The sequence below is a fragment of the Paenibacillus sp. RC21 genome (assembly GCF_044907935.1).
GTDB lineage: Bacteria > Bacillota > Bacilli > Paenibacillales > Paenibacillaceae > Paenibacillus > Paenibacillus terrae_A.
On the sequence record NZ_JBIYCS010000017.1, the window covers coordinates 18,791 to 45,176 of the forward strand.

The following is a 26,386-nucleotide window of genomic DNA, read 5'->3' on the forward strand; positions in this document are numbered from 1 at the left end:
TACTTTGTCCCGGGCTTAAGTTTTGATTTTTAGTATCCAAATTAAACTTACTCTGTTTTTTAAGTATAATCTTCGAGAGTGCTGACAGATAATGTGTTTATGTAAAACAAAAAAGCCGCGCTTATCACGGCCGTACCATAATTAATGCTCATATATTTAGCCTGTTCATTATGCAGCTCTTTTCTCATCTACTCTCTGAAAACAATATCCCGTATATAATGCTTCAATGATAAATTCATTTAATGCCTCCAACATGTATGCAGGTGCATCCCTGTCTGCTCCAAACGTTTGCCCGCTATCATGAAGAACGATAACAGCTCCACCCTTTAGCTTGGACAGCAGCCTTTGCTTAACTTTTTGCTTGCCGCCAGAGCTCTTCCAGTCACCTACAATAACAGACCAAAGAATCATGCGAAATTGCTTCATCAGAAAAAAATCAAATAGGTTAATGACTCCCCACGGGGGCCGATAATAGAAGGCTTTCTCTCCAATAATACGATTAATGACATTGGCCGTTTTGTTTACCTGCTCGCGAACCCTCTTAGGACTCATTAAAGCATTTGACCAATGTACATAATTGTGGATTCCGACAAGATGTCCTTCATTGTGCATCCGTTGGATTAAATCGGGATATTTCTCTGCTTTGCGACCAAGGACAAAAAAGGTACCCTTTATATTATATTTCTTTAATAAATCAAGCAAAAGAGGCGTAAATTCTGGGTCCGGACCGTCATCAAAAGTTAACGCAATGGGCTGCTCGCCCGTTCCCCTTTTATAAACTCCGATTCCAAATAGTCGGATTATAAGGGTCGGGATAATCGTGTAGACGAGTAATGCACTAATGAGAATTATCAATGTCTGCTTCATGATCCTGCTCCTTTTTAACAGTAATAAATCCATGCTTGCCTTTTTTCTAGGAGCATATCTTTATTTCACTGGATCTATTATTCATTGCAATAGTTCCAAAAATAACTTCTAATGAAGCAAACGCGGACTCTTTAGGATGGAACTGTTTAGTATTTTCTATCATATGTTGAAGAAGTTTTGCATCATCTAGTAATTCCGATAGGCGCTCGGTTAGATCCCCAGATGTCTCTGCATGAATGGCTACCCCAGAACGAACTAAAAATTTGGCATTATCCTGTTCTTGACCAGGAATTGGTTTACAAAGTAGCATCGGCAGTTCCATAGCAATCGCCTCAAAAGTCGTGACTCCTCCTGGTTTGGTAATCATAATATCAGATATAGCCATTAACTCATGAACATAGTTAATATAACCTGTTAAATAGATGCGATGTTTGGAAATTTTCAGACTCTCATTCAATTTCATTCGAAGTTTTTCATTATGCCCACAAACAATGATGAATTGTACAGGCTGTGACAATAGATCAAATTTCTGAATAGTAGAGCTTCCATCGCCAATCATGCCGCAACCTCCTCCCATCACAAGCACAGTAGGCATATGAGGATCTAAACCATACTTCTTAGCTGTTTTCTCTCTTTCTATGGACTGAGAAAATTGCGGGCGAATGGGAATTCCCGTATCTGCAATCCGAGTCTCTTCAACACCTAATTGAATTAAAGAATCACGTACACTTCTGGAACCCACAATATATTGATCTGTATATGGATAAATCCATGAACTATGATCCGTGTGATCGGTAATGATAGTAACAGTATGAATATCGATTGAACCATATGATTTCAACTTCGACATCACGCCTGCCGCCAAAGGGAAGGTGCATACTACAATAGCAGGCTGTATTTCATTAATCAATTTCATCATTCGTCCGATTCCTGTAGAAAAAACGGTCTTTATAATATAGGATAGGGTGTTTTGTCTCCGCGTTTTCTGATATAGATATCCATAAACTTGAGGGAATGTTTTTACGGCTTGGAGATAAACATTTCGACTCAAATGATTCATATAAGGATGGACCCATTCCATAAAATCAATAATGACAGGTTCCATATGAGGAAATCGAATTTGCATCGCATCTTGTATCGCTTGGGCTACTTGAATGTGACCATCTCCATAATTTCCGGTAAGAATCAACATTTTTTCTTTCGTTCCTTTTTTCATGGAACACAGCTCTCCTTTTCAAAAAATCAAATCTCAGAAACGGTTAAGAACTTACTTTCCTTTTATGTTAAGAGAAATCGGCATAAACTGAAGGCACAGAAAGGATGCTTTCATATGCCAAAGAAACGATTCTTATTATTGATGATGAAATGAAATTCGGGAGTTGGTGGGGGTATATCTAACTACGACGATTAATATTTTTAAATCAGCATTTCGCCTTATGTGAAAATCGTTTGAGCTGCTAGAATATATAGCAACAGTGAAATCATAACTTTGTTGTATTTCCTTTAAATCTATCAAAAGTGAACTTGCGAACCTTCGGGCAAATCAAAAATGTATTTAAACATGTTTCGGGTCAGTTTAAAAAAAGGGGAAAATAAAGGCTGGTCTAGCTTTAGAAAAAAATATCCCGCTTGTAATCGATTTACAAACAAATTGATACAAGTTATTACAATGGCGAAACTGAGATATGCAATGACGAGACTGAAAACTAACGCCAAAAAAATCTCAAAGCAAACATTTCTTTTGCCGTTTATCAGTTTCAATTTTCTACCCAACTCCCCAAACGGTTTTTATATATCGCGGCTCTCTTGGGAGATCATCTATTTTCTCGTGTAAATTCAGAATTTGAACTACTACCGTATTATCTAAATCTCCTAAAGGTTGATTCCACACATCATGCTTTGCTCCTTTTCCGACTTTTAAGAATCATGAATATGACAATTCCTATGATTAAGGCAAGTCCCACATATATACCGTAGTGATAAATCATTGTCCCGATTGTTTCCACATGACCACCTGCAAATTGGCCAACTACAAAAAAGACAGACGTCCAAACAAGACCGGCTGTATAGGAATAAAGAATATAACGGCGAAATGACATTTTATTAATTCCGACTAAATAGGGAACAATATGCCTTACCACCGGAAAAAAGTAGCTAAAACTCAATGCAATATTTCCATATTTATTTAGAAGGTGTTCTGATGTTTGTATATGCTTCCCCAAATTTTTTTTATGGCGAAGTTTATCCAGCACCGGCGAACCGAAAAACCTGCCTAGAATATAACCAAGAGATAGCCCGGAGATAACTCCTAAATAAGTGATAATAAATGCTGGGAAATAATGGAGTAATCCTACTTTGCTAACGGCTCCGCCGGTCATAACGACAACCTCGTCCGGTATTGGCATTCCAACAATTCCGAGCCATAATGCAAAGAATAAAGCAGCATAACCAAACTGCGCAATCCAATGAATTAGTGTGTCATAACTCACTTAAATCCCCTCCTTCTTACGGCATGTATAAACAAAAGCAGGAGGAAAATTGAGGGGCACAAAATCGATTTTATCAATAATGAATTTCTCAGATAAATGTTTCTTCATCTGAAGGGAGTATTGAAAAGCGATAAATTTGCCCTCTGGTTTTAAGGATTCGGTAATTTGATGGAGTAAAGTTTCTCTTAATTCGCTCTTAAAATTAAAAAAGGGTAATCCGCTAATAATACAGTCCAACGAATCAATACCTTTTTGATTCATTATTTTTGTTAAATGACAAGCGTTTGAATGACATGAGAAGTTTGGGTAGGTTGTTTGCAAAACCCTCCTCATCTTATCGTCCATTTCAAACAATAACACCTTAGCAGATCGATTTACTCGCAGTTCGATAAAGCGTGTGATAGCTCCTGTCCCAGAACCGAATTCTGCAATTGTGCTCACATCATCCCATGACACAGATTGAACCATTTTACTCGCCAGAAACCGTGAACTGGGCAAAACACTTCCAACTCGCTTTGGATTTTTAATAAATCGTTGCAAGAACATTGCATACTGATTTGAAATCAAATAACTCTCCCCCTTTCATCTATTTTTTTCATTTGTCCACCAGCTTATGCAGTAAGGTCGGATAATTTCGACTTGAACCACTTGGTTGTGATAAAGGTGCCAACGGCTATGATTAAAGCAACCACGGCCAATTTAGGATCGATCAAATCTAGCAAATTCAATATATAATGTCCAAGGAACTTGCCAAAGGCAAAGAACGTAGCGGTCCAAACAAACGCGCTGGAATACGAAATCAAAGCAAACTTCTTGTATGAGGTACCGTTTAGACCAACGAATACAGGCAAAATATACCGAATGACTGGTGTGAAATGTCCAAGACACATTGCGATATCTCCGTGTTGTTCAAAAAATTTCTCTGCTTTCTGAAAGTGACGGTTGTTTTGAAACTTTAGTTTAAATTTTTCTCCAAAGATTCTGCCCGCAAAATAAGCAATTGTAATTGCTGTAAATAAGCCAGCGAGAATAACATATATACAATCCACGGGTTTAAAGCTCCGTTGTTACTCAAAATTCCACCTGTTAGTATGGTTATTTCATTTGGAACCGGGACGCCGAATGGGCCTAGACAGAAGGCTAAGAAAAAAAAGAGATATCCATAATGATCGACTAGCTGTAAGACGATATCGCTAATCATGTTCTAACCTCCTCGTTAATGTCGATGAAAGTATATTATTATAAAAATCTTAGGAGCTTATAGGGATATTTCTAAAGAAATTCTGAAGTAATGCAAAAACGCCTTTAATTCTCCCCTCCAAGCCATGGCTTGACATCTTAAACTGTTTTACGCCCAATGTAGGAAAGGTCTGATCAGCTTTTAACCAAGCTAATCAGACCTCAACTTTATCCTAACACTTTGGTAATTCTACTTCTTTAGCACTAATGGAAATTGAAAAAGAGAGAATTCTCTCTCCTATTCCCGCTCGTACTGACATTGAAAGAATGACAATAGCAATTAGTTATCTTCTGATCAAAGTTATTAAGTACTCCACTGAGCCCGGGATCATCACCTTGTAATGAAGTGTAACAAAGGCATCCCATTTTGAGAGTGAAAGCAAAGCTTCACTCTACATATAAGTAGAAGAAAATACACGATCATAAACGATCACAAACATCCTCCTCCCCAACATTATGAAGGGATACAAATTAGAGTAGCGCTTGGCCTTTCTATAGCCATAAATATCATTGAATTGCGTGGCGAAACAGTTTGCCCTTATAAAAAAGCCTTACCGACTTGGTCGGTAAGGCTTTTTGGGTTGGATGATATAGATTTTAAACCTTCTATAGATGAATCTTTAGATTTTCTTTAGAAATATACTCATTAATTCCTTAGTTTTTTTCATTATGATTTCTGTATCGAAATAATAAAGAGGTGCAGAAATAGAGGGGATTGGGCCATGTGCATCGGTGTGTTCTTCCCAATCGTACGACATTTCCTCCTTATGTCTTTTCTTCAATTTTCTCATTTTTAATCGTTTCGGTATCCATCCGTTTCGATAAAAGAAATAATTTTGTTTAATATTTGTACCTTATTCAGCATTGTTCCTGACAATAAAAACAGTAATGGAGGAAAATCAGTTGAAACTTAATGAATACCTTTTATTTTTGCAAAGCTTTATTCGCAGCCCAAAAAATGTAGGCAGTGTTATACCAAGCTCCCGATTTCTAGCGACCAAAATGGTGAAACAAGCCCCCTGGAACGAGTTTAAGGCAGTCGCAGAACTCGGATCGGGTACAGGTGCTATCACCCGTTTTATCAACGCCCAGGTGAGCGAACCCACGAAAGTATTATTGTTTGAGATGAATGAGACTATGAGGAAAAATTTACAGACAGAATACCCAGACTTCTCCTGTCATCCGAACGCTGCTCAGTTAGTAGAAGCAATGAAGCAAGAGAACATTCATCAGTTAGATTGTATTTTTAGCGGACTACCTTTTTTTAATTTTGATCGTGAATTGAGAGATACCTTGGTTGAACAGATCTATAAAGCACTCAAACCTGGAGGCTTGTTTATCGCCTTTCAATATTCGCTTCAAATGAAAAAGCAGCTTTCCGAAAAATTTATCATTGAAAAAATTGATTTAGTGCCTTTCAATATCCCTCCCGCTTTCGTTTACGTCTGTCGCAAAAAGGAAACAATTTAAATGATGATGACACTTTAATTTACTCAATTAAATGTTTTTCTTATGCATATGTAGAAAAAGTGAAGACTTTACCTTATCATCAAGATATCTATACTAGTTGCAGTAATTTCAGGAACCTTAGATACGCTAATTCTACCAAGTCAAAAAAGAAGGAGCAGTCAGTAATGAATACCATTCTTGTTGTGGATGATGATTCCGAGATTCGGGATGTCATTCATGTATATCTTCGTAATGAAGGATACCATGTAATTGAAGCAGCCGATGGTGAAGAAGCCCTGGATGCCATAAAGACAACACCGATTCAACTGGTTATCCTGGATGTCATGATGCCACGAATGGATGGAATCAGAGCATGCCTTAAAATAAGGGAAATATCGAATACTCCGATTATCATGCTGTCAGCCAAGGAAGAAGATATTGATAAAATTAACGGATTGACCACTGGGGCCGATGACTACATGATTAAACCGTTCAATCCATTAGAATTGCTTGCTCGCGTAAAAGCGCAGCTACGTCGTCAAACATTAATAGGAAAAGAAGAATTTAATTCCCTTATTCTTATTAAAGACCTGATCATCGATAAGAGTAAACATTCCGTGAAGTTAAAGGGCAACGAAATTTCGTTGACTCCTCTTGAGTTTGCTATTCTGGTCTTGCTTGCCAGCCATCCTGGGCAGGTTTTTAGTTCGGAGCACATTTACGAAAATGTGTGGAAGGCGCCATACGGATTTTCTGATAATACCGTAATGGTTCATATTCGTAATTTACGAGAAAAATTAGAGCAGTTCCCAAGAGATCCTCAGTATATTAAAACGGTGTGGGGAGTTGGCTATAAAATTGAATGAACATGTACAAAAGTCAAAACAAAAAAAACGAATTCAAGTCAACATTTTAATCAGAATGGTACTAAGTTTTATTATCGCCATTGCTATAAATGATATTCTCATTTTACTTTTCTTGAAAATTAGCAGTGCTATGGAATGGCATTGGTTTCGCAATTTTTTTCCTTATCTTCTTACCCCCTTGTTTATGGTAACGTTTATTTTTACTTTTTTAGTTTTGACACGGCGAATCGTTAGAGACTTAATTACATTGGAGCAAGGGCTTCAGATTATTTCCGAAGGTAATTTAAAATATCGGGTACCTGTTGTTCGGCAAGATGAACTTGGACGGGTTGCGCTCAACATCAATCGAATGACAGAACGTTTAGAGCAACAGATTGTAAAAGAACGTGAAATAGAGAAATCCAAGATGGAGTTGATCACAGGTATTTCACATGACTTGCGCACGCCTCTGACAAGCATTATCGGCTATATCGAGCTTTTAAGAACAGACTCATATCAGGATAAAGATGAATATACGCGCTTTGTTCAAAACACCTATAACAAAGCAATTCATTTGAAGAAGTTGCTCGATGACTTGTTCGAATATACTCGGCTCACTTCTGTCGATACCCACTTAAATCTCAGAAGCATCAATTTATTTCAACTATTGGATCAATTGCTATTCGAGTTCGAACCCATTGCTGAAGAAAACGGTGTATATATCGTGAAAGATATCGGTGACTCCCCGATCGTTACCTCCATTGACAGCGATAAAATTGCTAGAGCAATCGATAATCTTCTCATGAACGCCTTAAAGTATTCCTTGAAGCCGGGAAGCATTTGCATTCGACTGAAAACGAGCCCTGAGCAAATTACGATTGAGGTCGAAAATAAAGGAGCTCCTCTCACGCAAGATCAAGAGGAGAAGCTATTTGATCGTTTTTATAAAGTTGACCATTCAAGAAGTAGCGAAGGTATTCAAACAGGAGCAGGACTGGGCCTTTCCATTGCTAGAAATATTGTTGAGTTACATCAAGGTACCTTAACGCTTAATCATAGTAATAACGTATTTACATTCCAATTGAAATTGCCTTTTGAAATTAGCTCAAGTAGCTAACCGTATCAATTAAAGTTTTTTCTAAAGACTTCTATGGAATGCGGAGAAGCTCCGCTTCCTAAACCTCTTATTTCAATCCCCCATTTCTTACACAATTACTCATAAGTTTTCGTTAAGTTTCTAAGGTACGCCGAGTACATTGCGTTCTCCGTTCCAGTTGTCTGGTATACTGTGCTTTCACTTGTTGAAATACCAATACAGTCCTTAAAGAATAATTATACAGTGGCGGATTATTTTGATTTTACATCTTCATTTTCATAGTCTACAATTTTATTTTCCATATTCCCCTGGTTAATAATATGATATTTCTATAAATTGATTACAAACAAGACCCTCGAAGATTTTAAGTCCATACGACTGATGATCGATAATCATCATCTGCTTCGCCTGTATGATTGTCAACTCGTAATTCAGTTACACCTCAAAGATACTCCCCCGTTATAATCAAATAAATCCATTTGCAGCGACTAAGTATATTCCTAATTTATATTTATTTATATTTATAACGTTTTAGCTTTAAATTTATGATTTCCTGAATTTCATGTTTGTCTCCCACATTTAACTTTCGAAATTCTGAAATTAAATTTGATTCAAGATTATCTAATTGTGTACAAAACAACGTACTATTAGAACTTATATACTCCTCGATTAGCAGCCACTCCAAGTTAACATTAAAGTTTAGTTTTAGGGCAACTATGGTTTCTAATGACGGCTTATATTTATCTTGTTCCAATTCACTCAATGTCCCTTGTGATACGCCAATAATCTGTGAGAACTGAATTTGATTGAGTTTATTCGTTTTCCGAATACTCTTTATTTTTTCTCCTATAGTCTTCATTGTTCCACCTACTTATCTATAAAAATAAAAACAGTCCCGATATAAAAACTTTTCATCGGGACTGTTTGAGTTAATGTACTGTATTTTCTTGTAGGTAATATTTCAAATTAAGAATGGTGTTGTATTTATAATGGCAAAAAAGTCATAAAAGTAACTTCATAACTATAATGTAAACTTCACAACTATAATGTCACTGGACATGAACAATTTGTTCTCTTCGGACAATAAAGTTGTGTACTAGTACCCCTTGGTGTATCAACGTTTTTAGTTTATTATGTGATTCTATATATACAATAAAGTTGTGTACTAGCGAGTCAATTACAAATATTTTCACCTGTGTGATATACAATAAAGTTGTGTACAAAAATCCAATATATGTGATTTATATTTTTTATTAAAATTCTAAAAATATGAACGTTAATTCCTTATAAATATGTTGTCCTGTTGTCCGAAAAAAATAAAGTGTTAGACTGGTGAGCACTTCATTAAGCCAACTGGCAGAATAGTGAGAGAAAATGAACATTCTTAAAGCGGTGCCACTGAGGGTAGAGGAATAACTGTGTTGCTATTAAAGCTGGATGGATTACTATACGAAATATAAAGGTCAAATAGCCGGGTTCATTGAAAGGCAGCGGTACTCCCACTCAAACGAGTAAGGGTGTACTACTGCCGTTTCTTTTTCAGATTCGTTTTTAGATTCCTGGGATTATAGTTACAAACTTATATAATCAATCTAAGTGAAGCACGGCTTTGCCCGAGAATTTCCGTTCCATAAGATTACGGGCAACGGTGTCAATTTCGGTCCAAGGCGCCTCCACTTGGATTCGTGGGATTAACCGCTCATCTGTGACCAGCCGGGCCAGCAAACTCAGATCGTCCGCGGCTGATTGACGAGTGAGTTCCTCACCTAAAAAGAAGCTGTACAAGGTTCTTCCTCCGCTGGTCACCATATTCTTCATATCGATCATTGCGGTATTTGAAGAGGAAAATCCTACCGCAACGCAAATCCCTTGGGGCGCTAGCTGCGGCAGCAACGCCGCCAGTGCATTGCCGCCTACTGAATCGATGATCAGATCGTACGGCCCAAATTTGCTGGCTGATGAAATTGCGGTATATCCAATGATCACTTCGTCGGATCCGACCTCCCGAACAAGCTCAGCCTTCTCTTCCGTGCTTGCCGTACCTACAACGTATGCGCCGGATTGGGCTGCAAGCTGATGGGCGAATAGCCCAACTCCGCCGCTAGAGCCTGTAATGAAAATCCGTTTGCCAAGCAGCATGCCGCCTTTTCGAAGTGCATAAAGAGCCGTGAGCCCTGCTACGGGGAGGGTAGCCGCCTCCGTAAAAGTGAGTTTGTCTGGGATTTCGGCCAACAACGATACGGGAGCAGCCACTCGCTCGCTCCAGGCTCCCATCGGGAGCAAACCAACAACCCTAGCCCCTTTTTGCGGTCCTGCGCCGTTCTCTGCCGGCTCGATGACAATCCCGGCGAAATCCCAGCCAGGACGGCTATATATTTCCTGATTTTTAGCGTCACTCACTTCACCGCGGTTGAGTGAGACGGCCTTCACTTGCACAAGCGCTTCCCATGGCTTAGGCTGCGGGGCGTCAACTTCCTTGAAGGCCAAATGAGACGGGGCATGCGGATCAACAACAATAGTACGAATCATATCGGTTTTCCTCCATATTGGTTATGGTCATTAGATGACCTTCATTTCAATGAGGAGTATACTTTAAATAAAGGTTCGGCCCAAGTGCAGAATTACACTTCATAAGAGAAGGGAAGAGAAGAGAAGATGGATATAGATACGGAGAATTCCAGACATAGAATCGTAATGGGAGAAATTGAAGCCCTGCGGATAAAACGCCAGCAAAAGCTTGTCGATCGACCTCAACCGTCCTTGAAACGATTTACTCAACAAGAGCTGAACGACGAGGCTTTTCCTTCGTATAAAAATCTGCTGGTTGGACGTACCCGCCGCATACCGACCCGCCAGACGATAATAAATATTGCAGAATATCTTGAGTGTACATCCGACGAGCGTAACGATTTGCTTTTGGCAGCCGGCTTTCTTCCAATTCAGACCGAATTGTATGGACGGTCGTTGGAGCGTGCATTAGAGTGGGCTCAGCAAACGATGAGGAGTATTCCTTTTCCCGCCATGGTCGTAACACATACTCAGGACATCAAGGGATTAAATGAGCCGTTTCATCAATTGTTCGAAATCCCTCTCGACCGTTCATATGACGGTTTAATGAATAGGGTCGATTTACATTTTAATTCTGGTTTTCCTATCCGGTCCCGCTCCACGTTTGACAAGACGTCGTTTAAGCAGTGGGAGGAGCACATCATAAACGGAATACAAGCCTTTAAGAGTGAGCACATGCTCTCGCGTTATGATGCGTGGTATCAAAAATTGCTGGATAGAGTTCAGAAATATAACGCGTGCGAATATCTGAGTGTGCCGGATGTAGGGGGAAATGTTGATCAAATACAAACAATTCTAGCCAGAATAGAAAGCTCCGGAGACCTTATTCCCGTACGCTACAAACAGGTTTCGATTTCCGCAGGCGGCCGCTTATATCCGCAAATTGAGGTTTTCCTGCCGGTAGATTCTGCCGCGCGCACAGTTTTCGAGAACCTGGGATGTCCAGCCGATTGTGCATTTGTCTAATCCGATACTTACAAGAGGATGGAATCGAAAAGTTATTGGTAGCTAATAATTCAGAATAGGTGGTTTATTAAACTCCCTCAATATGATTTAGTTTTCTCGCTTTCCACGCCCTACTCTTCTCTTTGTGGTAGCTGCCGTATTTCACGACAGCCTGGATCTCTTCCTTTTCCAGATCGGCATAGTTTTCTTCACTGCCATAACCCGCGTCGGCAATGACCGTCTGTGGAAGTGTCCCCAGGATCTGCCGAACTTTTTCCATGTGTGGCTGTAAGCAGCGGGTATCCGTTGGTCTTTGGTGGACACTGTAGGCTAAAATAAACTGATTCTCCGTTCCGATCTGCACATTGTAACCCGGTTTTAGCTGTCCATTTCGCATGTGGTCTTCTTTCATACGCATGAAAGTCGCATCCGGATCGGTTTTGCTGAAGCTACTGCGGTTCCGGAGCAACTCCTGGTAGTTCTTGTATTTGTACAGTCGGGGAAGCAGATCCTTACGAAGCTTACGAACGGCTTTCTTCAGTGGCTTGCTTTTGGGCTGGTCGGCGAGCTCTGCCTCCAGTTCCTGTGTCAGTTGTTCCAGTTTCTCACTGCGGATTTCGGAAGGCTCGCCAAGTTCAGCGAGATCTTTGCCTTGATGCTCGCGTTCTTCTTGATGCTCTGCGGCTTCAATGCTGGTAAACAGGGTATGTACATTCTCTTGCAATTTGGCCTTGTGTTTAGTTACGGCCTTGCTCCAAACAAAAGTGTAGCGATTGGCATTGGCCTCAATCTTGGTACCATCTACGAAGTAATGCTCCAGGGAGATATATTTTTCGTCTGCGAGAAATTGAAGAACGGCGATAAATACGGTTTCGAGGACATTCCTCATCCGCTCGCTCCTTTTTGAGATGGTTGGTGGTACTTCCATTTTACCAAAAAGGGCGATTTCTTTTTTCGTGTTTTTTAAGTATTGTAGACACTTATTGTGCTCAAAGCAGCGGAGAGAACGGAACGATTGTGGAAAAGCGGCAGCGGTCGCCTTTGTCCCCGGATTTTCACCGCTAAGGAGAATAAATAAAATCTGGGGATAACAGTTATTATGAACGAGACAGACTCCCCGTAATTGCAACTTCTTAGGTTACTTTTGGCAATAATGGTGTAGTGGAGCTATACCAAAAGCAGAGCTAAATTACAAAGGAGAGTCTGTATTATGCAGGATGCCATGAAATACGTAGGATTAGACGTGTCAAAGGAAAAAATTGCGGTAGCCGTTGCTGACGAAGGCAGAGAAAGTGCCCGATATTGGGGCATGGTTCCTCACAACGAGTATCAGATCCTAAAGGTACTCAAAAAATTGGGTCCACCTGAAGAACTAAGCATTTGTTATGAAGCAGGTCCAACGGGATATCCGCTAGTGCGCTTGTTAACAGCACATGGATACCACTGCATCGTTATTGCACCATCCCTTATGCCAAGCCGTCCTGGAGAACGGGTGAAAACAGATCGCCGGGATGCTTTGCGTTTAGCCCAATTACTTCGGGCGGGTGAGTTAACAAGCATCCATGTGCCTACTCCGGAGGAAGAGGCTCTCCGTGAATTGGTTCGGATGCGTGAAGACATAAAGGAAGATCGAACCCGAATTCGGCAGCGGATCGGAAAATTTCTCCTTCGGCACAACATTGTGCCGGAGGAGTCTCTTCGGCGATGGACAGCGAAGTATCGACTATGGCTTGGGCGTATTCCATTGGAGTCTACTTCACGGCGCCTGGTATTGCAGGAAATGCTGTATCAGATGGATGAAAATGAAGAACGACTAAAACGTATCGAGACGGCTATTCACGAAGAAGCGACCAAAGGAAATAATGCTCCGTTAATTCAAGCTCTTCAAACCTTACGTGGAGTTGCTGAAACCACAGCAACAGGCATCGTAGCTGAAGTATGTTCATTCACTCGATTTGGAAATGCGAAAGCATTTATGGGTTACACCGGTTTGGTTCCTCGAGAGTATTCGAGTGGTCAGAGCCGATGGCAAGGAAAAATCACAAAATCCGGTAACACACATCTTCGTCGATTGTTGGTAGAAGCTGCTTGGAGTTATCGCTACAAACCGGCGTTGCAAGGTGAGTTAAGGAAACGTCAGCAAGGTCAGCCAGTCTGGCATTCAATCTATATCTTGGAAGGCTCAACATCGACTGCATCGAAAATACACTAAAATGTTGTCCCAAGGTAAGCCAAGTGGAAAAGCGGTTGTAGCCGTGGCACGTGAATTAAGTGGTTTTATTTGGTCAATTGCCCGGGAGATCGAGGAAAAGAGAGGCATGGATGAGGTAACCTACAAGTTAGACCGTGCCTAAAATTGAGCGTTATTATTTCGAAATAACATGACCTAATAGACAAGTGGTGATTGAAAAGCTGAGTTAGAAGGCAAAGGGAAAAGCCGTAAGAGAGAATCCACGTAATCGCTATGTGCCTACTCCTTCCCTAAAAGGAAAGATGCACGACAACAGTTCGTGGTGCACTCTCTACAGACGGAGAGAAAACATGCGGTATCCAACCCGCGGATATCAGACTGCTCACCGTTGATAGCTTTTGCCTTCTAGTTCAGCTTGTTCAACCCCCGTGTTAAAAAGGGAATGAAGAGGAAACCAGGTGGAGTTTCAACCGCTGATTGACAGGTCTCGTTCATATCAGCGATTGGAACAACGGTCTGTTCGCGGAGCGTCCACCCATGTGCTCACGCGCAGCCTACTCAAAAAACCAAGGGGCGTCCCAAGCAGCCATTTCATGGCTTTTGGGACACCCCCTTTTGATTTTACTAAAAGTGATTCTTTTATTATGTTTCCTTGATATTTAGTACACAACTTTATTGTTTAGTACATAACTTTATTGTCTGTAGACATTTGTGTTTAGAATTTACTAAAGCTTATTCTACAGTAACACTTTTCGCCAAGTTACGTGGTTTGTCAACATCATGACCCAGTGCAAGGGAAGCGTAGTAAGCCAGCAGTTGGAGAGATACAACCGAAATCGCAGCAGACAGGATTGGAAGTGTCTTCGGAATTGCAAATACCTGATCCACGGACTTCAACAACTCAACAGCGTGCTCTTCGTACGTAATCGCAAGAACATCTGCACCACGTGCCTTCACTTCCTTGATATTGCTCACGGTTTTCTCCAACACGGATTCCTGTGTTACCAAAGCGATAACCGGAATACCGTCTTCGATCAATGCCAGTGTACCATGCTTCAACTCACCCGCAGCATAAGCCTCGGAATGAATGTAAGAGATTTCCTTGAGCTTCAGGGAGCCTTCCTGTACTACAGCATAGTCCTGACCGCGACCAATAAAGAACAGGTGCTTGTGGCTGGCGATTTGCTCAGCATAGGCTTTGATCGCATCTGCTTTACCCAGCATTTCTTCCACTTGCTCTGGCAGTGATTCCATAGCAGCCAACACTTGAGCTACTTGCTCATCCGTTTGTGTGCCACGTACTTGAGCCAGATACAGACCAAACAGGTAAAACGCAACCAACTGCGAAGAATATGCCTTGGTGGAAGCTACGGCAATTTCAGGTCCTGCCAGTGTAACCAACACATCATCTGCATCGCGGGCAATGGAGCTGCCAACTACGTTTGTAATCGCCAGTACATGAGCGCCGTTCGCTTGTGCTTCACGCAGTGCTGCCAACGTATCGGCAGTTTCACCGGATTGACTCACTACGATTACCAATGTCTCTGGTGTTACGATTGGCGAACGATAACGATACTCGGAAGCCACGTCGTTTTCCACCGGAATACGAGCCATGCTTTCAATAACCGTACGACCAATCAAACCAGCATTGTAGGCTGTACCACAAGCAACGATTTGAATATTGCGAATATTTTTAATTTGTTCTTCTGTCAGCTTCAACTCAGGAAGAACAACTCTTTTAGTTTCTTTGTCGATTCGGCCCAACATTGTGTCACGGTAAGCCTTAGGCTGTTCGTGGATTTCTTTCAACATGAAATGTTCATAGCCGCCTTTTTCCGCTGTTACAGCATCCCATTCGACATGAATCATTTCCCGAGAAATAAATTGGCCTTCGATTGTCATTAATTCGACGGCATCACTGGTCAAAACAGCCATTTCGCCATCGTTCAAAATAAATACATTGCGTGTATATTTCAGAATAGCCGGAATATCGGAACCGATAAAGTTCTCGCCTTCTCCCACACCAATAACCAGCGGGCTAGCTTGACGAACAGCTACCAGCTTATTAGGCTCGTGCTCTGTCAGCACACCCAGTGCAAAGGCACCGCGCATAAAGGTAATTGCTTTTTGTACCGCTTTGACGATATCTCCTTTATATTCACGCGCAACCAGATGGGAAATAACTTCCGTATCCGTTTCGGAAATAAAGGTATGACCTTCGCTGATCAGCTGTTCTTTCAGCTCCAGATAGTTCTCGATAATCCCGTTATGAACCACGGAGAACTTTTGACTCTCATCCAAATGTGGATGGGAGTTTTCATCTGAAGGCTTACCGTGTGTTGCCCAACGTGTATGCCCGATGCCTGCATGGCCTACCAGCGGCGCACCATCCAGCTTCGCTTCCAGATTCGCCAAACGACCTTTTGCCTTGGCTACTTTCAGTCCTGAATCTGTAAACACGGCAATACCCGCAGAGTCATAACCGCGGTACTCCAGCTTTTTCAACCCGTCAATCAATACCTCTTGCGTATTCTGATCACCAATATATCCTACAATGCCACACATATTCGTTATCCTCCCGATCATCATTTCACAGGGCGACTCATCACAGGACTAACGTGTGCGGTAGATTGCGGAATAAAGTTCATTCATCTATGAAGTTGTCAATGATAACTATAGAAAATTACAGGCATCTCTTCACGAATGTAACGAAATTCCCAAACCGCGCACGCCAATGATGATGGCCGCACATTCATGAAATGAATCTTATAATTTAGGTTATAAAATAAAAGCATCTATCGGTGCGTTGTGTAAACAGTTGCCTGCTTATTTTCCGCTGCCGATTTACGGGTCGATGCCTCACCGGAAGGTCCCCGCCGAATGTTTCGAACACCTTCACCTCGTCAGCTCGCTTTGCCGTGAACCCATCTGTGAGCAACATCATCGAAATTGAATGATCTGCCTCACCAACAAGTTCCCCCGCGCAAAATCAAGCTCTGGCGCTTGTATTACATTACCTTACAACCCTCGCTTTCTCTTTCTGAGTCACAACATCCCTATATTATATTCAGCTCAGCATCATTTGGCAATGACACTTTATTCATATTAGCAAGTTCTGGTAAGTATTCAATTAAAAATAATATCTGCAAACGCGGTTGCCTGCTTACTTTGAACAGGCAACCAACGTTTACAAAATTTTAAACTAATTCTTTTTTTACAACATCTACGATCTGTCCTACAAATTGCTCCAGCTCATCCTTATCTGGCCCTTCAGCCATAACACGAATAAGCGATTCTGTACCGGAAGCACGAACCAATACGCGTCCATTATCACCCAATTGCTGTTCCACCTGCTCAATCGCTTCTGCAATGGCAGGATTGCCCTCGTAATTGCGTTTGTCCTGTACACGCACATTAACTAGCACTTGCGGATACTGCTTCATGAGCGATTTCAGCTCACTCATCTTTTTACCGGAAGCTTTCAGAGTATCCACCAGTTGAATCCCGGTCAACATGCCGTCGCCCGTCGTATTGTAATCGAGGAAAATAACGTGACCAGACTGCTCACCGCCCAGATTAAAGCCGCCCCGGCGCATTTCTTCCATCACATACCGGTCACCAACCGCAGTTTTTGCAGTCTTGAGCGCCAGCTTTTCTGTTGCTTTGTAAAAACCAATATTACTCATCACAGTCGATACAATAGTGCTGTCCTTGAGCTTTCCAGCGCGGTTCAGCGCATCCCCACAGATACAAAGGATATAGTCGCCGTCTACCTCTTCACCGTTTTCATCAATCGCGATCAGACGGTCTGCATCGCCGTCAAAGGCCAGACCAATGTCGGCTTTCAAACGGCGTACTTCCTCTTTCAGCTTTTCAGGATGAGTTGAACCGCAATGATCGTTGATATTCAGCCCGTTTGGCTCCGCACCGATGGTGTGCACTTCGGCTCCCAATTCCGCAAAAAGCTTCGGCGCCAGCTCATAAGCCGCTCCGTTCGCACAATCCAGTACGATTTTGAGCCCTTCAAAAGAATGGCTAATCGTTGTTTTCAAAAACTCCAGATAATCGTAGCGAGAATGCTCGTCTACAACAACCGTACCTAATCCGCCACCAATTGGACGAGGCAATTGATCCTCCTTGGCATCCATCAGCTCTTCGATTCTCAGTTCCGTTTCATCTGTCAGTTTAAACCCGTCGCCGCCAAAAAACTTAATGCCGTTGTCTTCCACCGGATTGTGGGAAGCCGAGATCATTACACCAGCGTCCGCTTTCAATTGACGTGTAAGATAAGCGACTCCCGGCGTTGAAACGATACCCAGACGAACCACATTAGCCCCGATAGACAGCAAACCGGCTACAAGCGCCGATTCCAGCATCAGACCGGACACCCGTGTATCCATACCGATAACAACTGTTGGTTTTTCTACATTCCCTGCTAAAACATATCCGCCGCAACGGCCAATACTATATGCCAGTTCTGCTGTAAGTTCCTGATTAGCAATGCCTCGTACACCATCTGTACCAAAATATTTCCCCATGATAATGACTCCCTTTTTTGTCTAATGAACCTTAAATATTTACTACAGATAAATCATGTTATGGCTGACCGCTCTCCGGGGTTCCATTTGCAGAAGAATCTGCGCCGTTATGAGGATTTGTTTTATCCTCCGCAGCCGCATTGTCCCCGGGTTTCGCATCAGAGGAGCCGCCTTGACCGCTCTGGCCCTCCTGTGGCCTCTCCTGCCCCTTATTACCGCTGCCGGAAGGGGTTGATTCATTCCCACTGCTTGGATTCGTTACAGCCGGCGTTGAAGGGCTCTCAATGTTCACCGTTGCCGTTAGCTGGCTGGCGTTTCCGGATTGCGTAATGTATTTGGGCAAGCCTACCTTCAAAGCAACCTCATGCTGACCAGCCTCCAGACCACTCACGTCTGCAACCAAACTAATATCATCGTTGGTTAAATTGCTGATCATATCCTGCGGCCCCTTCACAGTAACATCCATCGTCTTGTCTGCAGGCGTTGTAATCGTCGCAGTCGTCCCGTCTGCTGCCCCCTGCACAACAATCGGAATGCCTGACAATGTTCGCTCCGCATCGGTCACCTGATTAGATGGCACAACTGTCACCTGAATTTGTATCGAGCCAGGCTCGATTTTATCAGAACCGGCGGGCGCTGCCAAATTAGCTTGAACTGTGTGGGTCCCTGCTTCCGTTAATTGGCTCAGATCGAGTGTAGCCGTAACATAGGAGCTAAGGCTGCTCAAAACATCCTGCGAGGCGTATACGATCGCTTCTTTTACATTTGCATTTACTTTGGAAAGCGCCAAACCGTTCGGCAGCTCTCCGGAATAGACAATTTTCACAGGCACGGACTTCGTTTGCTGGGTTACCGGGATTTCAACAGACACTGTGGAAGGCTCAATAACCGCTCCTGTAAGTTCCTGCCCCTTTTTGTTGTAAGCCTTCAGCTTCACCCGTTTCTGTTCAAACTTCTCCGAGATTCCCTCCGTATCAACAGCCCCCTGCACCGCAGCCACTGTACTCAACTGGCTTTTAGGCAAGGTGACCTTCACCGTTTGAGGGGCAACCACAGGCTCTCCGAGCTGCAAGCCGGTATCCGGTTTACCCTTGGAAACAATAGAAACATCAAATGATTTCGTTTGCTTTTCCTCAATCGTGACTGTCACACGACTAGGAGTCATAGATACCAACTCCACGCCATTGGGCAGATTCGCTACGAGTGGCAAGGTTTTGGTGCCTGCTCCCAACCCACTTAAATCCAATTGGGCCTGGTAATTATCTGCGAAAAAAGAAGTCAGCACGGAACGCTGTCCTCTAACCTCCATCTTCACATGGTCAGTATCCATTGTAGATAATACATATTTTGACTCATCCAGACCGCTGGCCTGAATACCTACATTATCAATCACTTTATTATCATAAGAAACGGTCAGCGTGGACGAAGGCGTACCTGTATCCAGATGAACCATTCCCCACAGCAGGACGGCAACCGCGAGTGCCAATATTTTAGAAATCGTATTGTTGTTAATCCATTTGTCCATCATGAATTTCCACGGCCTCCCCTCCGATTCCAGAATGAGCCGCGTTTTTCCTTCAAAGTCGGTGTCGGCCGCAGCTCCTCATACAGCTTGGATATTAAGGATTCTTCTTTAATATCGCGCACGACCTGCCCATTGATAGCCAAAGAAATTTGCCCTGTCTCCTCTGATACCACCACAGTTACGGCATCCGTTACCTCACTCACCCCAATCGCTGCCCGGTGACGAGTTCCCAGCTCCTTGCTGATAAACGGATTTTCCGACAGTGGTAAGTAACAGGCCGCAGAAGCAATCTGCTTATTTTGAATAATAACTGCACCATCATGCAGAGGCGTATTTGGAATAAAGATGTTGATAAGCAATTCGGAACTGACCACTGCCTGTGTCTTGATACCAGACTCCGTGTATTCGTTTAGCCCCGTTTCGCGTTCAAATACGACCAAAGCCCCTATTTTTCTACGTGATAAATAATTCAGCGCCTTAATCATTTCCCCGATTAACTTGTTTATCTCCTCATCATCCGCAGACGAACGCCCAAACAGCTTGCCTCGCCCCAGTTGTTCCAAGGCACGGCGCAATTCAGGCTGAAAAATAATGAAAATAGCTACCACACCAAAGGTGAACATCTGATTCATCAGCCACTTGAGCGTATACAGATCAAACCACGTGCTAACTGCCCAAATGACGACCAGGAACAGAATTCCTTTAAGCAATTGAACTGCACGCGTTCCGCGAACAAGTAAAATAAGCTGATACATAATATAGGTTACGATCAGGATGTCGATAATATCTTTAATGGACTCTTTCCAAGTCAGGTCCGCGAAATAATCCAACATGCGCATGCCCCCGCAATTTTCTGTAGTGAGTGAGTGTAATATGTACACAGTATGTTCTCTCTATCTAGGTTATAACGATAAGGCCCGCGTTGCAAGCCGCACGACAAAAGAACCACTAAAATCAGTAAAATACAGTACAAATCGCCAGCTTCATATACAAAAAAAGCGCCTTTTCCAGCGGAAGAGGCGCTCGATATCATTCTTGCCAGTTCAAGCTTCTTTTATGGAGAGAACGTATCTCCGAACAAATCAGTAACTTTATACCAAATCCAGTCCAAGGTTTGATCAATACTTTTGACCTGTCCTGCAATGTGTGCTGTAGACGCTTGATAGTAAGAACCGTCAATTACAGTTACATTGCCTTCCACATCGCCATATACCCGAGCCTTGCCATTTTGCACGGTCAAATCTCCAGCAATGGATTTACCCTCAGGCACAATTACAGTATCCCCTTGAATAACAACCTGATCCAGATGGCTTCCCTTGACTACCAATTGATGGTCTGTGGTTGAAAAGCTTGCCATACTTGAGCATATAATAACAAGAAAGAAAGCTGCGGCCGTAACAGCCGGGTGCCTTTTTACCCAAGTCAGCATAGGCACAATTGGCGCTCTTCTATGCGGCGGCAAAGCATTCATAATGCGAAGTGTCAGCTCATCCGATACACACGGCACTTGATGCCGTGTACCATAAAGCATCGCATCCGTCCGCTCCAGCTCTTTAAAACGCATGCGGCATTCCGGGCAGGTGAACAAATGATGCTCTAATTCCTGTTTGTCCTGCTCGGACAGGTCGCCATCCAGATAGTCATGCATAAAAGAGACGGCTTGTTTGCAATCCATATGAGCCAATCCTTTCTAATATTCTTCCGTGTTTCTCTACATAACATGCTCCGGCTTAGAAACTTTGCTCACTTTACATACGCTACAACGAGCAATATGTTTCACAAAAACATCTGTGCGAGCACTTTTCAAGACCCTGAACACATGATTTACAGCTTGTGCTCCAATTTTTTGCGTAGAAAATCCCGGCCCCTGTGAACCCTTGTCTTAATGGTAGTGACCGGAAGATTAAGCACATCGCTAATTTCCTGCAAGGAAAGCTCCTGCAAGTAACGCAAAACCATAATTGTCCTGTATTTGTCTGGAAGGCTGTCAATGGCATTATGAATTAAGGATTGTGTCTCGGACAACAGCGTATGGCCCTCAGGTGTGAGCTCTTCGCTGGCGAGCATTGCATAGCCATCCACACCTTCCTGCTCATTCATCTCAGCATCCAGTGAATATGTAGGCTTTCTCCTTCGCAGACGATCAATGCACAGATTCGTCGCAATCCGGTAAATCCAGGTTGAAAACTTCTGCCCATGATCATATTTTTCCAAATTACGATATACACGCAAAAAAGTTTCCTGCACCAGATCCTCCGCCTCATGGCGATTACCTAGCATCCGGTAGGAAAGATGAAAAATCCGATCTTTATATAACTCGACTAACTCCGCAAAAGCTCGCTGATCACCTTTCTGCACCAGCCTAACCAAGCGGCTTTCCATATTATCCACTCTATACTCCCCCAGACTTGCTGATGGGTTGCTCATTACATTGTTATGATAATTCATCGTAGTTCAATTTTATTGGAAAATCAACTGTAGCGTTGACCCAATAGGACTCCTGCTCCGTCATATGCATGCAGACAGCACAATCGGGCACCCATAAGCGCCCGATTGCCTGTATTCATGCGCCAAGCTGTATCAGCCTGTGTTTCTCAGCCCTGCGGCGATTCCGTTAATGGTTAACAGTACCTCACGCAGCAGCTCCGTATCGTCCCCGTTCTGGTCACGCAGTTCGCGTAGCTCACTAAGCAACTGAACTTGCAAGTAGCTTAACGGATCGACATAAGGATTACGCAGCCGGATGGACTCCTGAATTACCGGCACATCGTCCAGAATTTCCGATTGTCCTGTTATTTTCAAAATCAGCTCGGACGTCAGCTTGAATTCCGCTGAAATTTGTCCGAAAATGCGCTGGCGAGCCTCTTCATTATCGGACATCCCTGCATATTCCTCTGCAATCAGTAAATCCGCCTTCGCAATCGCCATTTGCAGTGTATCAATAAGGGAGCGGAAGAAAGCTGATTCCTTAAACATTGTTTGCAGCACCTTGAGGTTATCCTCATTGTTCTGATAGAAGCTTTGCAGCCCAGTTCCGGCCGCGTACCAAGCAGGCAGCAAGTAACGGCTTTGCGTCCATGCAAAAACCCATGGAATTGCGCGCAAGTCCTCAAAACGTTCACTGTTCTTACGCTTGGACGGACGAGAGCCGATATTCAGCTCACCCACCTCAGGCAATGGCGTTGATTCCTTGAAGAAAGTGAAGAAATCAGGGTCGCGGAAAATCAAATCCTGATACTTCTCCAGCGATACCTCGGAAATACGGGCAATGATCTCTTCCCAGCTCTCCTCGAACACTTCCTTCTTACCGGAACGGTTATATGCTACTGCGGTAATCAGAGCTGACGTTGCCTGTTCCAGGCTCCGATAAGCGATGCCCTTGAGCGAGTATCTGGATGAGAGTACCTCACCCTGCTCCGTAATCTTGATGCCGCCTCCGATCGTATGAGGAGGTTGGGCCAAAATGCTGCGATTAAGCGGCATTCCTCCGCGTCCCAGTGCTCCCCCGCGTCCGTGGAAAAACTTCACTTTTACGCCGAACTCATTAACCACTTCCGTAATGCTGTTCATCGCAACCCGAAGCTCCCAGTTCGCCGTCACCACACCGCCGTCCTTGTTACTATCTGAATATCCCAGCATGATTTCCTGAAGCTGATCCATTGCTGCCACAGATTGGCGATATACAGGCAAATTCAGCAGCCTCTTCATAATACTAGGGGCAGCATGCAGATCATCTATCGTTTCAAATAGAGGAACGGATTGCAGTGTACATACGACTGTGCCATCTTTCTCGATACGGAACAGACCCACTTCTTTAGACAGCACCATAACTTCCAGCAAGTCGCTTGCTCCCTGAGTCATACTGATCAAGTAGCTTGTAATGGATTGCTTGCCAAATTCCTCCTGAGCCAGATAAATCGTACGATATACATCAAGACATTCCTGCGTGCTGTCGCTATATTTCAAATACGGCGACGTGATCGGACGAGGCTCGTTCAGCAGCTTTTCCAGCAGGTCTATTTTTTCTTCCTCAGGGAGCTTGCCATAATCCGCAACAATATTCATTTTAGAGAGGATTTCAGTCATTGCATTTTCATGCTCCTGACTATGCTGACGTACATCCAGCGTAGCCGTATGGAAGCCGAACAGCTCTACCTGACGAATCATCTTTTGAATATAAGTATCTGCCACATAATCCGCAAAATGATGACGCAGGCTGTCGTCAATAACGTTCAGATCCGCAATAAGCTCTTCAGCAGAGCTATAACGTTCCTTCGTGCCCTGCTTGCTTTCATCCAGGATATTATTCACCTTGGCTATCATGTAGGCCAGCTTGATGCGATAAGGCTCTTTTTCGTTATGCCACACTTCCATCTTTTTAAGCGTAATATGGGTCCGGTCTTCCTCAATAGAAGCCAGCAAATCATCAGAGACACGTATAATGCTAGTGCTAAAGCTCAGATAACCCATAAATTCCTTCAGCGTGTGCTGATATTCTCTCAAAGCCAGCTTACGCTGCATACGTAACGTTTCCCAAGTAACATGAGCCGTAACAGACGGGTTGCCGTCCCGGTCCCCACCGATCCAGGAGCCAAATCTCAAATAGGTCGGAATATGCCATTTCTGCTCAGGATAATATTTGCCTAAACATCGTTCCAATTCTTGGTATACGTCCGGCAGCACATGAAACAAAGTCTCATGAAAATAATACATCCCGTTTCTAACTTCATCTAACACAGTTGGCTTACGATCACGAAGTTCGTCTGTCTGCCATAGTGTAATCACTTCATTCAGCAGATTTTCCCGCACCTGTTCCCGCTCCCGCAAGGTAAGCATAGGATTATCCAACAGCATGACGTCCTCGGAAATGCGCTTGTGAATGTCCAAAATCACCCGTCGCGTGGCTTCTGTAGGATGTGCGGTCATAACCAGCTCCAGTGAAAGCTCCTCCAGCAGACTGCTAACGTCCTCAGCCGAAAATCCACCCTGTTTAAGCTCCTGAACAGAGCTTTCAATTGAACCACGTTGAACATCTTCACCAGCAGAATGCTCATAGTCCCGTTTGCGGCGGATACGATGATTTTGCTCGGCAATATTCACTAACTGAAAATAAATCGCAAACGCGCGAATAACCTGGTGACGAATGTCCGTATCCAGTCCGCTAACGATTTGTTTGAAATTCTCATACAACTCCGGCTGATACCCGGCACGTAACGATTTACTTGTCTCACGTATCTTTTCCACGATATCCAAAAGTTCGTTGCCACCCTGATGAACCAAAACCTCACCAAGAATATTCCCCAGAAAACGAACGTCCCGCCGTAGCAGATTGTTGGATTGGTTTTTGTTAGCGGTTAACGTAAGCTCAGTCATGCTTTTCCCCCCATCTGATCTGTTCACACCAAATACAGCTTTGTTGCAAAGGTACGTATACACACGAAATTTGACACTTTCTTAACATCATACAATAAAAACGCGTGAAAAGCTGCAAAATTTACAGTAAAAAGTCACGCTTTTAAAATACTTTTTTTGAGAATATATTGGTTTTTTATGCATAAAAATGAAATTTAATAAACGAAATTTCTTTATGGCCTAGAGAATCATCGAAACTTTATGCACAGGTGTTATAAACAGCATGATTTCCTAAACAAAAAAACATGCATCATTATCTGCATATGCTTATTATTTGTTGACAAAGTGAAACCCAATAAGCTTCTATCCACAAAGATATACACAAATCAACCATAATTTCAATATTTCCGAGCTATTTTTCCTTCCAGACTCAGCTATACCCACATAAAAAGAAGCCATTGTGTACAACTCAATACAGCTGCCTTGGAGTTATCACCATGAATCCGGATCGTTAATGGTCATAGGATTCCTATATCGAAGGAATTTGATCACAAAATTAGCCTTACTACAGGAGAAAGGGATACGTAAAAGGGGAAATACGGGATCTGGGTGTTAAAAGTAACGAGCGCCTATGTACAATATGCACAAGTCATCCCCAACTGTGCATGACAGGAGATTTTTGCAATAACCTATACACAGAGAAAGCTCATGTAATGTGGACAAAATAAAAAGAAGCCTCTCGGCTTCTAGGTAATCAGTAAGCGGGTGATGGGAATCGAACCCACGCTATCAGCTTGGAAGGCTGAAGTTCTACCATTGAACTACACCCGCAAATTAATATCGGGATGACACGATTTGAACATGCGACCCCCTGGTCCCAAACCAGGTGCTCTACCAAGCTGAGCTACATCCCGACGTATAATTTTTTAAAATGGCGCGCCCTGAGAGATTCGAACTCCCGGCCTTTTGATTCGTAGTCAAACGCTCTATCCAGCTGAGCTAAGGGCGCAAATATGGAGCGGACGACGGGAATCGAACCCGCGACCCTCGCCTTGGCAAGGCGATGCTCTACCGCTGAGCCACGTCCGCAAAAACAAGATGCGCGTGGAGGGACTTGAACCCCCACGTCAAAGACGCTAGATCCTAAGTCTAGTGCGTCTGCCAATTCCGCCACACGCGCATGTAATAAAATGGTGAGCCATGAAGGATTCGAACCTTCGACACCCTGATTAAAAGTCAGGTGCTCTACCAGCTGAGCTAATGGCTCTTAATGGCTGGGGAT

21 protein-coding genes, 6 tRNA genes and 2 pseudogenes are annotated in these 26,386 nt (G+C 43.1%); 6 read left to right on the forward strand and 23 right to left on the reverse strand.

The genetic code is table 11. The features are described 5' to 3' along the window. Positions 1-168: 168 nt before the first annotated feature. The 7 genes and pseudogenes from ABIA61_RS26180 to ABIA61_RS26210 all read right to left on the reverse strand — a co-directional run bounded on the left by ABIA61_RS26180 (position 169) and on the right by ABIA61_RS26210 (position 4,557). Positions 169-867 carry a polysaccharide deacetylase family protein gene (locus ABIA61_RS26180; protein ID WP_283653443.1) on the reverse strand — a complete coding sequence of 233 codons (699 nt, stop codon included), beginning with the start codon at positions 865-867 and terminating at the stop codon, positions 169-171. A 46-nt stretch (positions 868-913) separates the two neighbouring features. Continuing rightward, the gene (locus ABIA61_RS26185) at positions 914-2,083 is read right to left on the reverse strand and encodes an MGDG synthase family glycosyltransferase (RefSeq protein ID WP_023990452.1); all 1,170 of its coding nucleotides are present in this window, start codon (positions 2,081-2,083) and stop codon (positions 914-916) included. Positions 2,084-2,632: 549 nt separating this feature from the next. After that, positions 2,633-2,758: pseudogene (locus tag ABIA61_RS26190) on the reverse strand (winged helix-turn-helix domain-containing protein); the annotation flags it as partial. A gap of 1 nt (position 2,759) precedes the next feature. Continuing rightward, complete coding sequence (locus ABIA61_RS26195) at positions 2,760-3,356, reverse strand: DedA family protein (protein WP_068938306.1); 597 nt, start codon at positions 3,354-3,356, stop codon at positions 2,760-2,762. After that, positions 3,357-3,902 carry a class I SAM-dependent methyltransferase gene (locus tag ABIA61_RS26200; RefSeq protein WP_404580128.1) on the reverse strand — a complete coding sequence of 182 codons (546 nt, stop codon included), beginning with the start codon at positions 3,900-3,902 and terminating at the stop codon, positions 3,357-3,359. 65 nt (positions 3,903-3,967) lie between these two features. Next, complete coding sequence (locus tag ABIA61_RS26205; RefSeq protein WP_404581471.1) at positions 3,968-4,405, reverse strand: DedA family protein; 438 nt, start codon at positions 4,403-4,405, stop codon at positions 3,968-3,970. Continuing rightward, the gene (locus ABIA61_RS26210) at positions 4,312-4,557 is read right to left on the reverse strand and encodes a hypothetical protein (protein WP_404581473.1); all 246 of its coding nucleotides are present in this window, start codon (positions 4,555-4,557) and stop codon (positions 4,312-4,314) included. The genes ABIA61_RS26205 and ABIA61_RS26210 overlap by 94 nt, the downstream gene beginning before the upstream one ends. Before the next feature lie 941 nt (positions 4,558-5,498). On the opposite strand from ABIA61_RS26210, the gene ABIA61_RS26215 reads away from it, so the two are divergent. The 3 genes from ABIA61_RS26215 (at position 5,499) to ABIA61_RS26225 (ending at position 8,006) form a co-directional block, all read left to right on the forward strand. Continuing rightward, positions 5,499-6,065, forward strand: coding sequence for a class I SAM-dependent methyltransferase (locus ABIA61_RS26215; protein WP_283653446.1), 567 nt, complete (start codon positions 5,499-5,501; stop codon positions 6,063-6,065). Positions 6,066-6,229: 164 nt separating this feature from the next. Continuing rightward, entirely contained in the window at positions 6,230-6,910 is a 681-nt protein-coding gene (locus ABIA61_RS26220) for a response regulator transcription factor (protein ID WP_023990458.1), read from the forward strand. Then, the gene (locus ABIA61_RS26225; RefSeq protein WP_283653447.1) at positions 6,903-8,006 is read left to right on the forward strand and encodes a sensor histidine kinase; all 1,104 of its coding nucleotides are present in this window, start codon (positions 6,903-6,905) and stop codon (positions 8,004-8,006) included. Before ABIA61_RS26220 ends, ABIA61_RS26225 begins: the two co-directional genes overlap by 8 nt. 490 nt (positions 8,007-8,496) lie before the next feature. On the opposite strand, the gene ABIA61_RS26230 is transcribed toward ABIA61_RS26225, so the two are convergent. Both ABIA61_RS26230 and ABIA61_RS26235 read right to left on the reverse strand, forming a co-directional pair. Then, positions 8,497-8,844: a helix-turn-helix domain-containing protein gene (locus ABIA61_RS26230; protein WP_283653448.1), complete on the reverse strand. Its 348-nt coding sequence runs from the start codon at positions 8,842-8,844 to the stop codon at positions 8,497-8,499. Positions 8,845-9,572: 728 nt separating this feature from the next. After that, entirely contained in the window at positions 9,573-10,514 is a 942-nt protein-coding gene (locus tag ABIA61_RS26235) for a zinc-binding dehydrogenase (RefSeq protein WP_283653449.1), read from the reverse strand. Positions 10,515-10,640: 126 nt separating this feature from the next. Between ABIA61_RS26235 and ABIA61_RS26240 the strand changes: the two genes are divergently transcribed. Then, positions 10,641-11,519, forward strand: coding sequence for a hypothetical protein (locus ABIA61_RS26240; protein ID WP_283653450.1), 879 nt, complete (start codon positions 10,641-10,643; stop codon positions 11,517-11,519). Between the two features lie 100 nt (positions 11,520-11,619). On the opposite strand, the pseudogene ABIA61_RS26245 reads toward ABIA61_RS26240, so the two are convergent. Further along, positions 11,620-12,399 (reverse strand): annotated as a pseudogene (locus ABIA61_RS26245) (transposase); the annotation flags it as partial. Positions 12,400-12,708: 309 nt separating this feature from the next. On the opposite strand from ABIA61_RS26245, the gene ABIA61_RS26250 reads away from it, so the two are divergent. Further along, positions 12,709-13,710, forward strand: a complete 1,002-nt coding sequence (locus tag ABIA61_RS26250; RefSeq protein ID WP_283653452.1) for an IS110 family RNA-guided transposase — start codon at positions 12,709-12,711, stop codon at positions 13,708-13,710. A gap of 1 nt (position 13,711) precedes the next feature. Continuing rightward, complete coding sequence (locus ABIA61_RS26255) at positions 13,712-13,852, forward strand: hypothetical protein (protein WP_283657359.1); 141 nt, start codon at positions 13,712-13,714, stop codon at positions 13,850-13,852. A gap of 569 nt (positions 13,853-14,421) precedes the next feature. On the opposite strand, the gene glmS is transcribed toward ABIA61_RS26255, so the two are convergent. From glmS to ABIA61_RS26320, 13 genes are all read right to left on the reverse strand, one after another. After that, positions 14,422-16,254: a glutamine--fructose-6-phosphate transaminase (isomerizing) gene (gene glmS / locus ABIA61_RS26260; RefSeq protein WP_404581472.1), complete on the reverse strand. Its 1,833-nt coding sequence runs from the start codon at positions 16,252-16,254 to the stop codon at positions 14,422-14,424. Between the two features lie 632 nt (positions 16,255-16,886). After that, the gene (gene glmM / locus ABIA61_RS26265) at positions 16,887-18,227 is read right to left on the reverse strand and encodes a phosphoglucosamine mutase (RefSeq protein WP_014278283.1); all 1,341 of its coding nucleotides are present in this window, start codon (positions 18,225-18,227) and stop codon (positions 16,887-16,889) included. Between the two features lie 58 nt (positions 18,228-18,285). Then, positions 18,286-19,755 carry a CdaR family protein gene (locus tag ABIA61_RS26270; protein WP_283653454.1) on the reverse strand — a complete coding sequence of 490 codons (1,470 nt, stop codon included), beginning with the start codon at positions 19,753-19,755 and terminating at the stop codon, positions 18,286-18,288. Further along, complete coding sequence (cdaA, locus tag ABIA61_RS26275) at positions 19,752-20,585, reverse strand: diadenylate cyclase CdaA (RefSeq protein WP_283653455.1); 834 nt, start codon at positions 20,583-20,585, stop codon at positions 19,752-19,754. Before cdaA ends, ABIA61_RS26270 begins: the two co-directional genes overlap by 4 nt. Positions 20,586-20,806: 221 nt before the next feature. Beyond that, a complete protein-coding gene (locus ABIA61_RS26280; protein WP_283653456.1) occupies positions 20,807-21,427 on the reverse strand; it encodes a zf-HC2 domain-containing protein in 621 nt (206 codons plus the stop codon). Between the two features lie 149 nt (positions 21,428-21,576). Then, the gene (gene sigW, locus ABIA61_RS26285; protein WP_149096482.1) at positions 21,577-22,143 is read right to left on the reverse strand and encodes an RNA polymerase sigma factor SigW; all 567 of its coding nucleotides are present in this window, start codon (positions 22,141-22,143) and stop codon (positions 21,577-21,579) included. Positions 22,144-22,332: 189 nt separating this feature from the next. Next, positions 22,333-25,125 carry a phosphoenolpyruvate carboxylase gene (gene ppc, locus ABIA61_RS26290; protein WP_283653457.1) on the reverse strand — a complete coding sequence of 931 codons (2,793 nt, stop codon included), beginning with the start codon at positions 25,123-25,125 and terminating at the stop codon, positions 22,333-22,335. Positions 25,126-25,864: 739 nt separating this feature from the next. Then, positions 25,865-25,935: transfer RNA gene (locus ABIA61_RS26295), tRNA-Gly, on the reverse strand. A 9-nt stretch (positions 25,936-25,944) separates the two neighbouring features. After that, a tRNA-Pro gene (locus tag ABIA61_RS26300) sits at positions 25,945-26,018 on the reverse strand. 18 nt (positions 26,019-26,036) lie between these two features. Further along, positions 26,037-26,113 (reverse strand) — tRNA-Arg (locus tag ABIA61_RS26305). Positions 26,114-26,118: 5 nt separating this feature from the next. After that, positions 26,119-26,193, reverse strand: a tRNA-Gly gene (locus ABIA61_RS26310). A 10-nt stretch (positions 26,194-26,203) separates the two neighbouring features. Then, positions 26,204-26,284: transfer RNA gene (locus tag ABIA61_RS26315), tRNA-Leu, on the reverse strand. An 11-nt stretch (positions 26,285-26,295) separates the two neighbouring features. Beyond that, positions 26,296-26,371 (reverse strand) — tRNA-Lys (locus tag ABIA61_RS26320). Between the last annotated feature and the right edge of the window lie 15 nt (positions 26,372-26,386).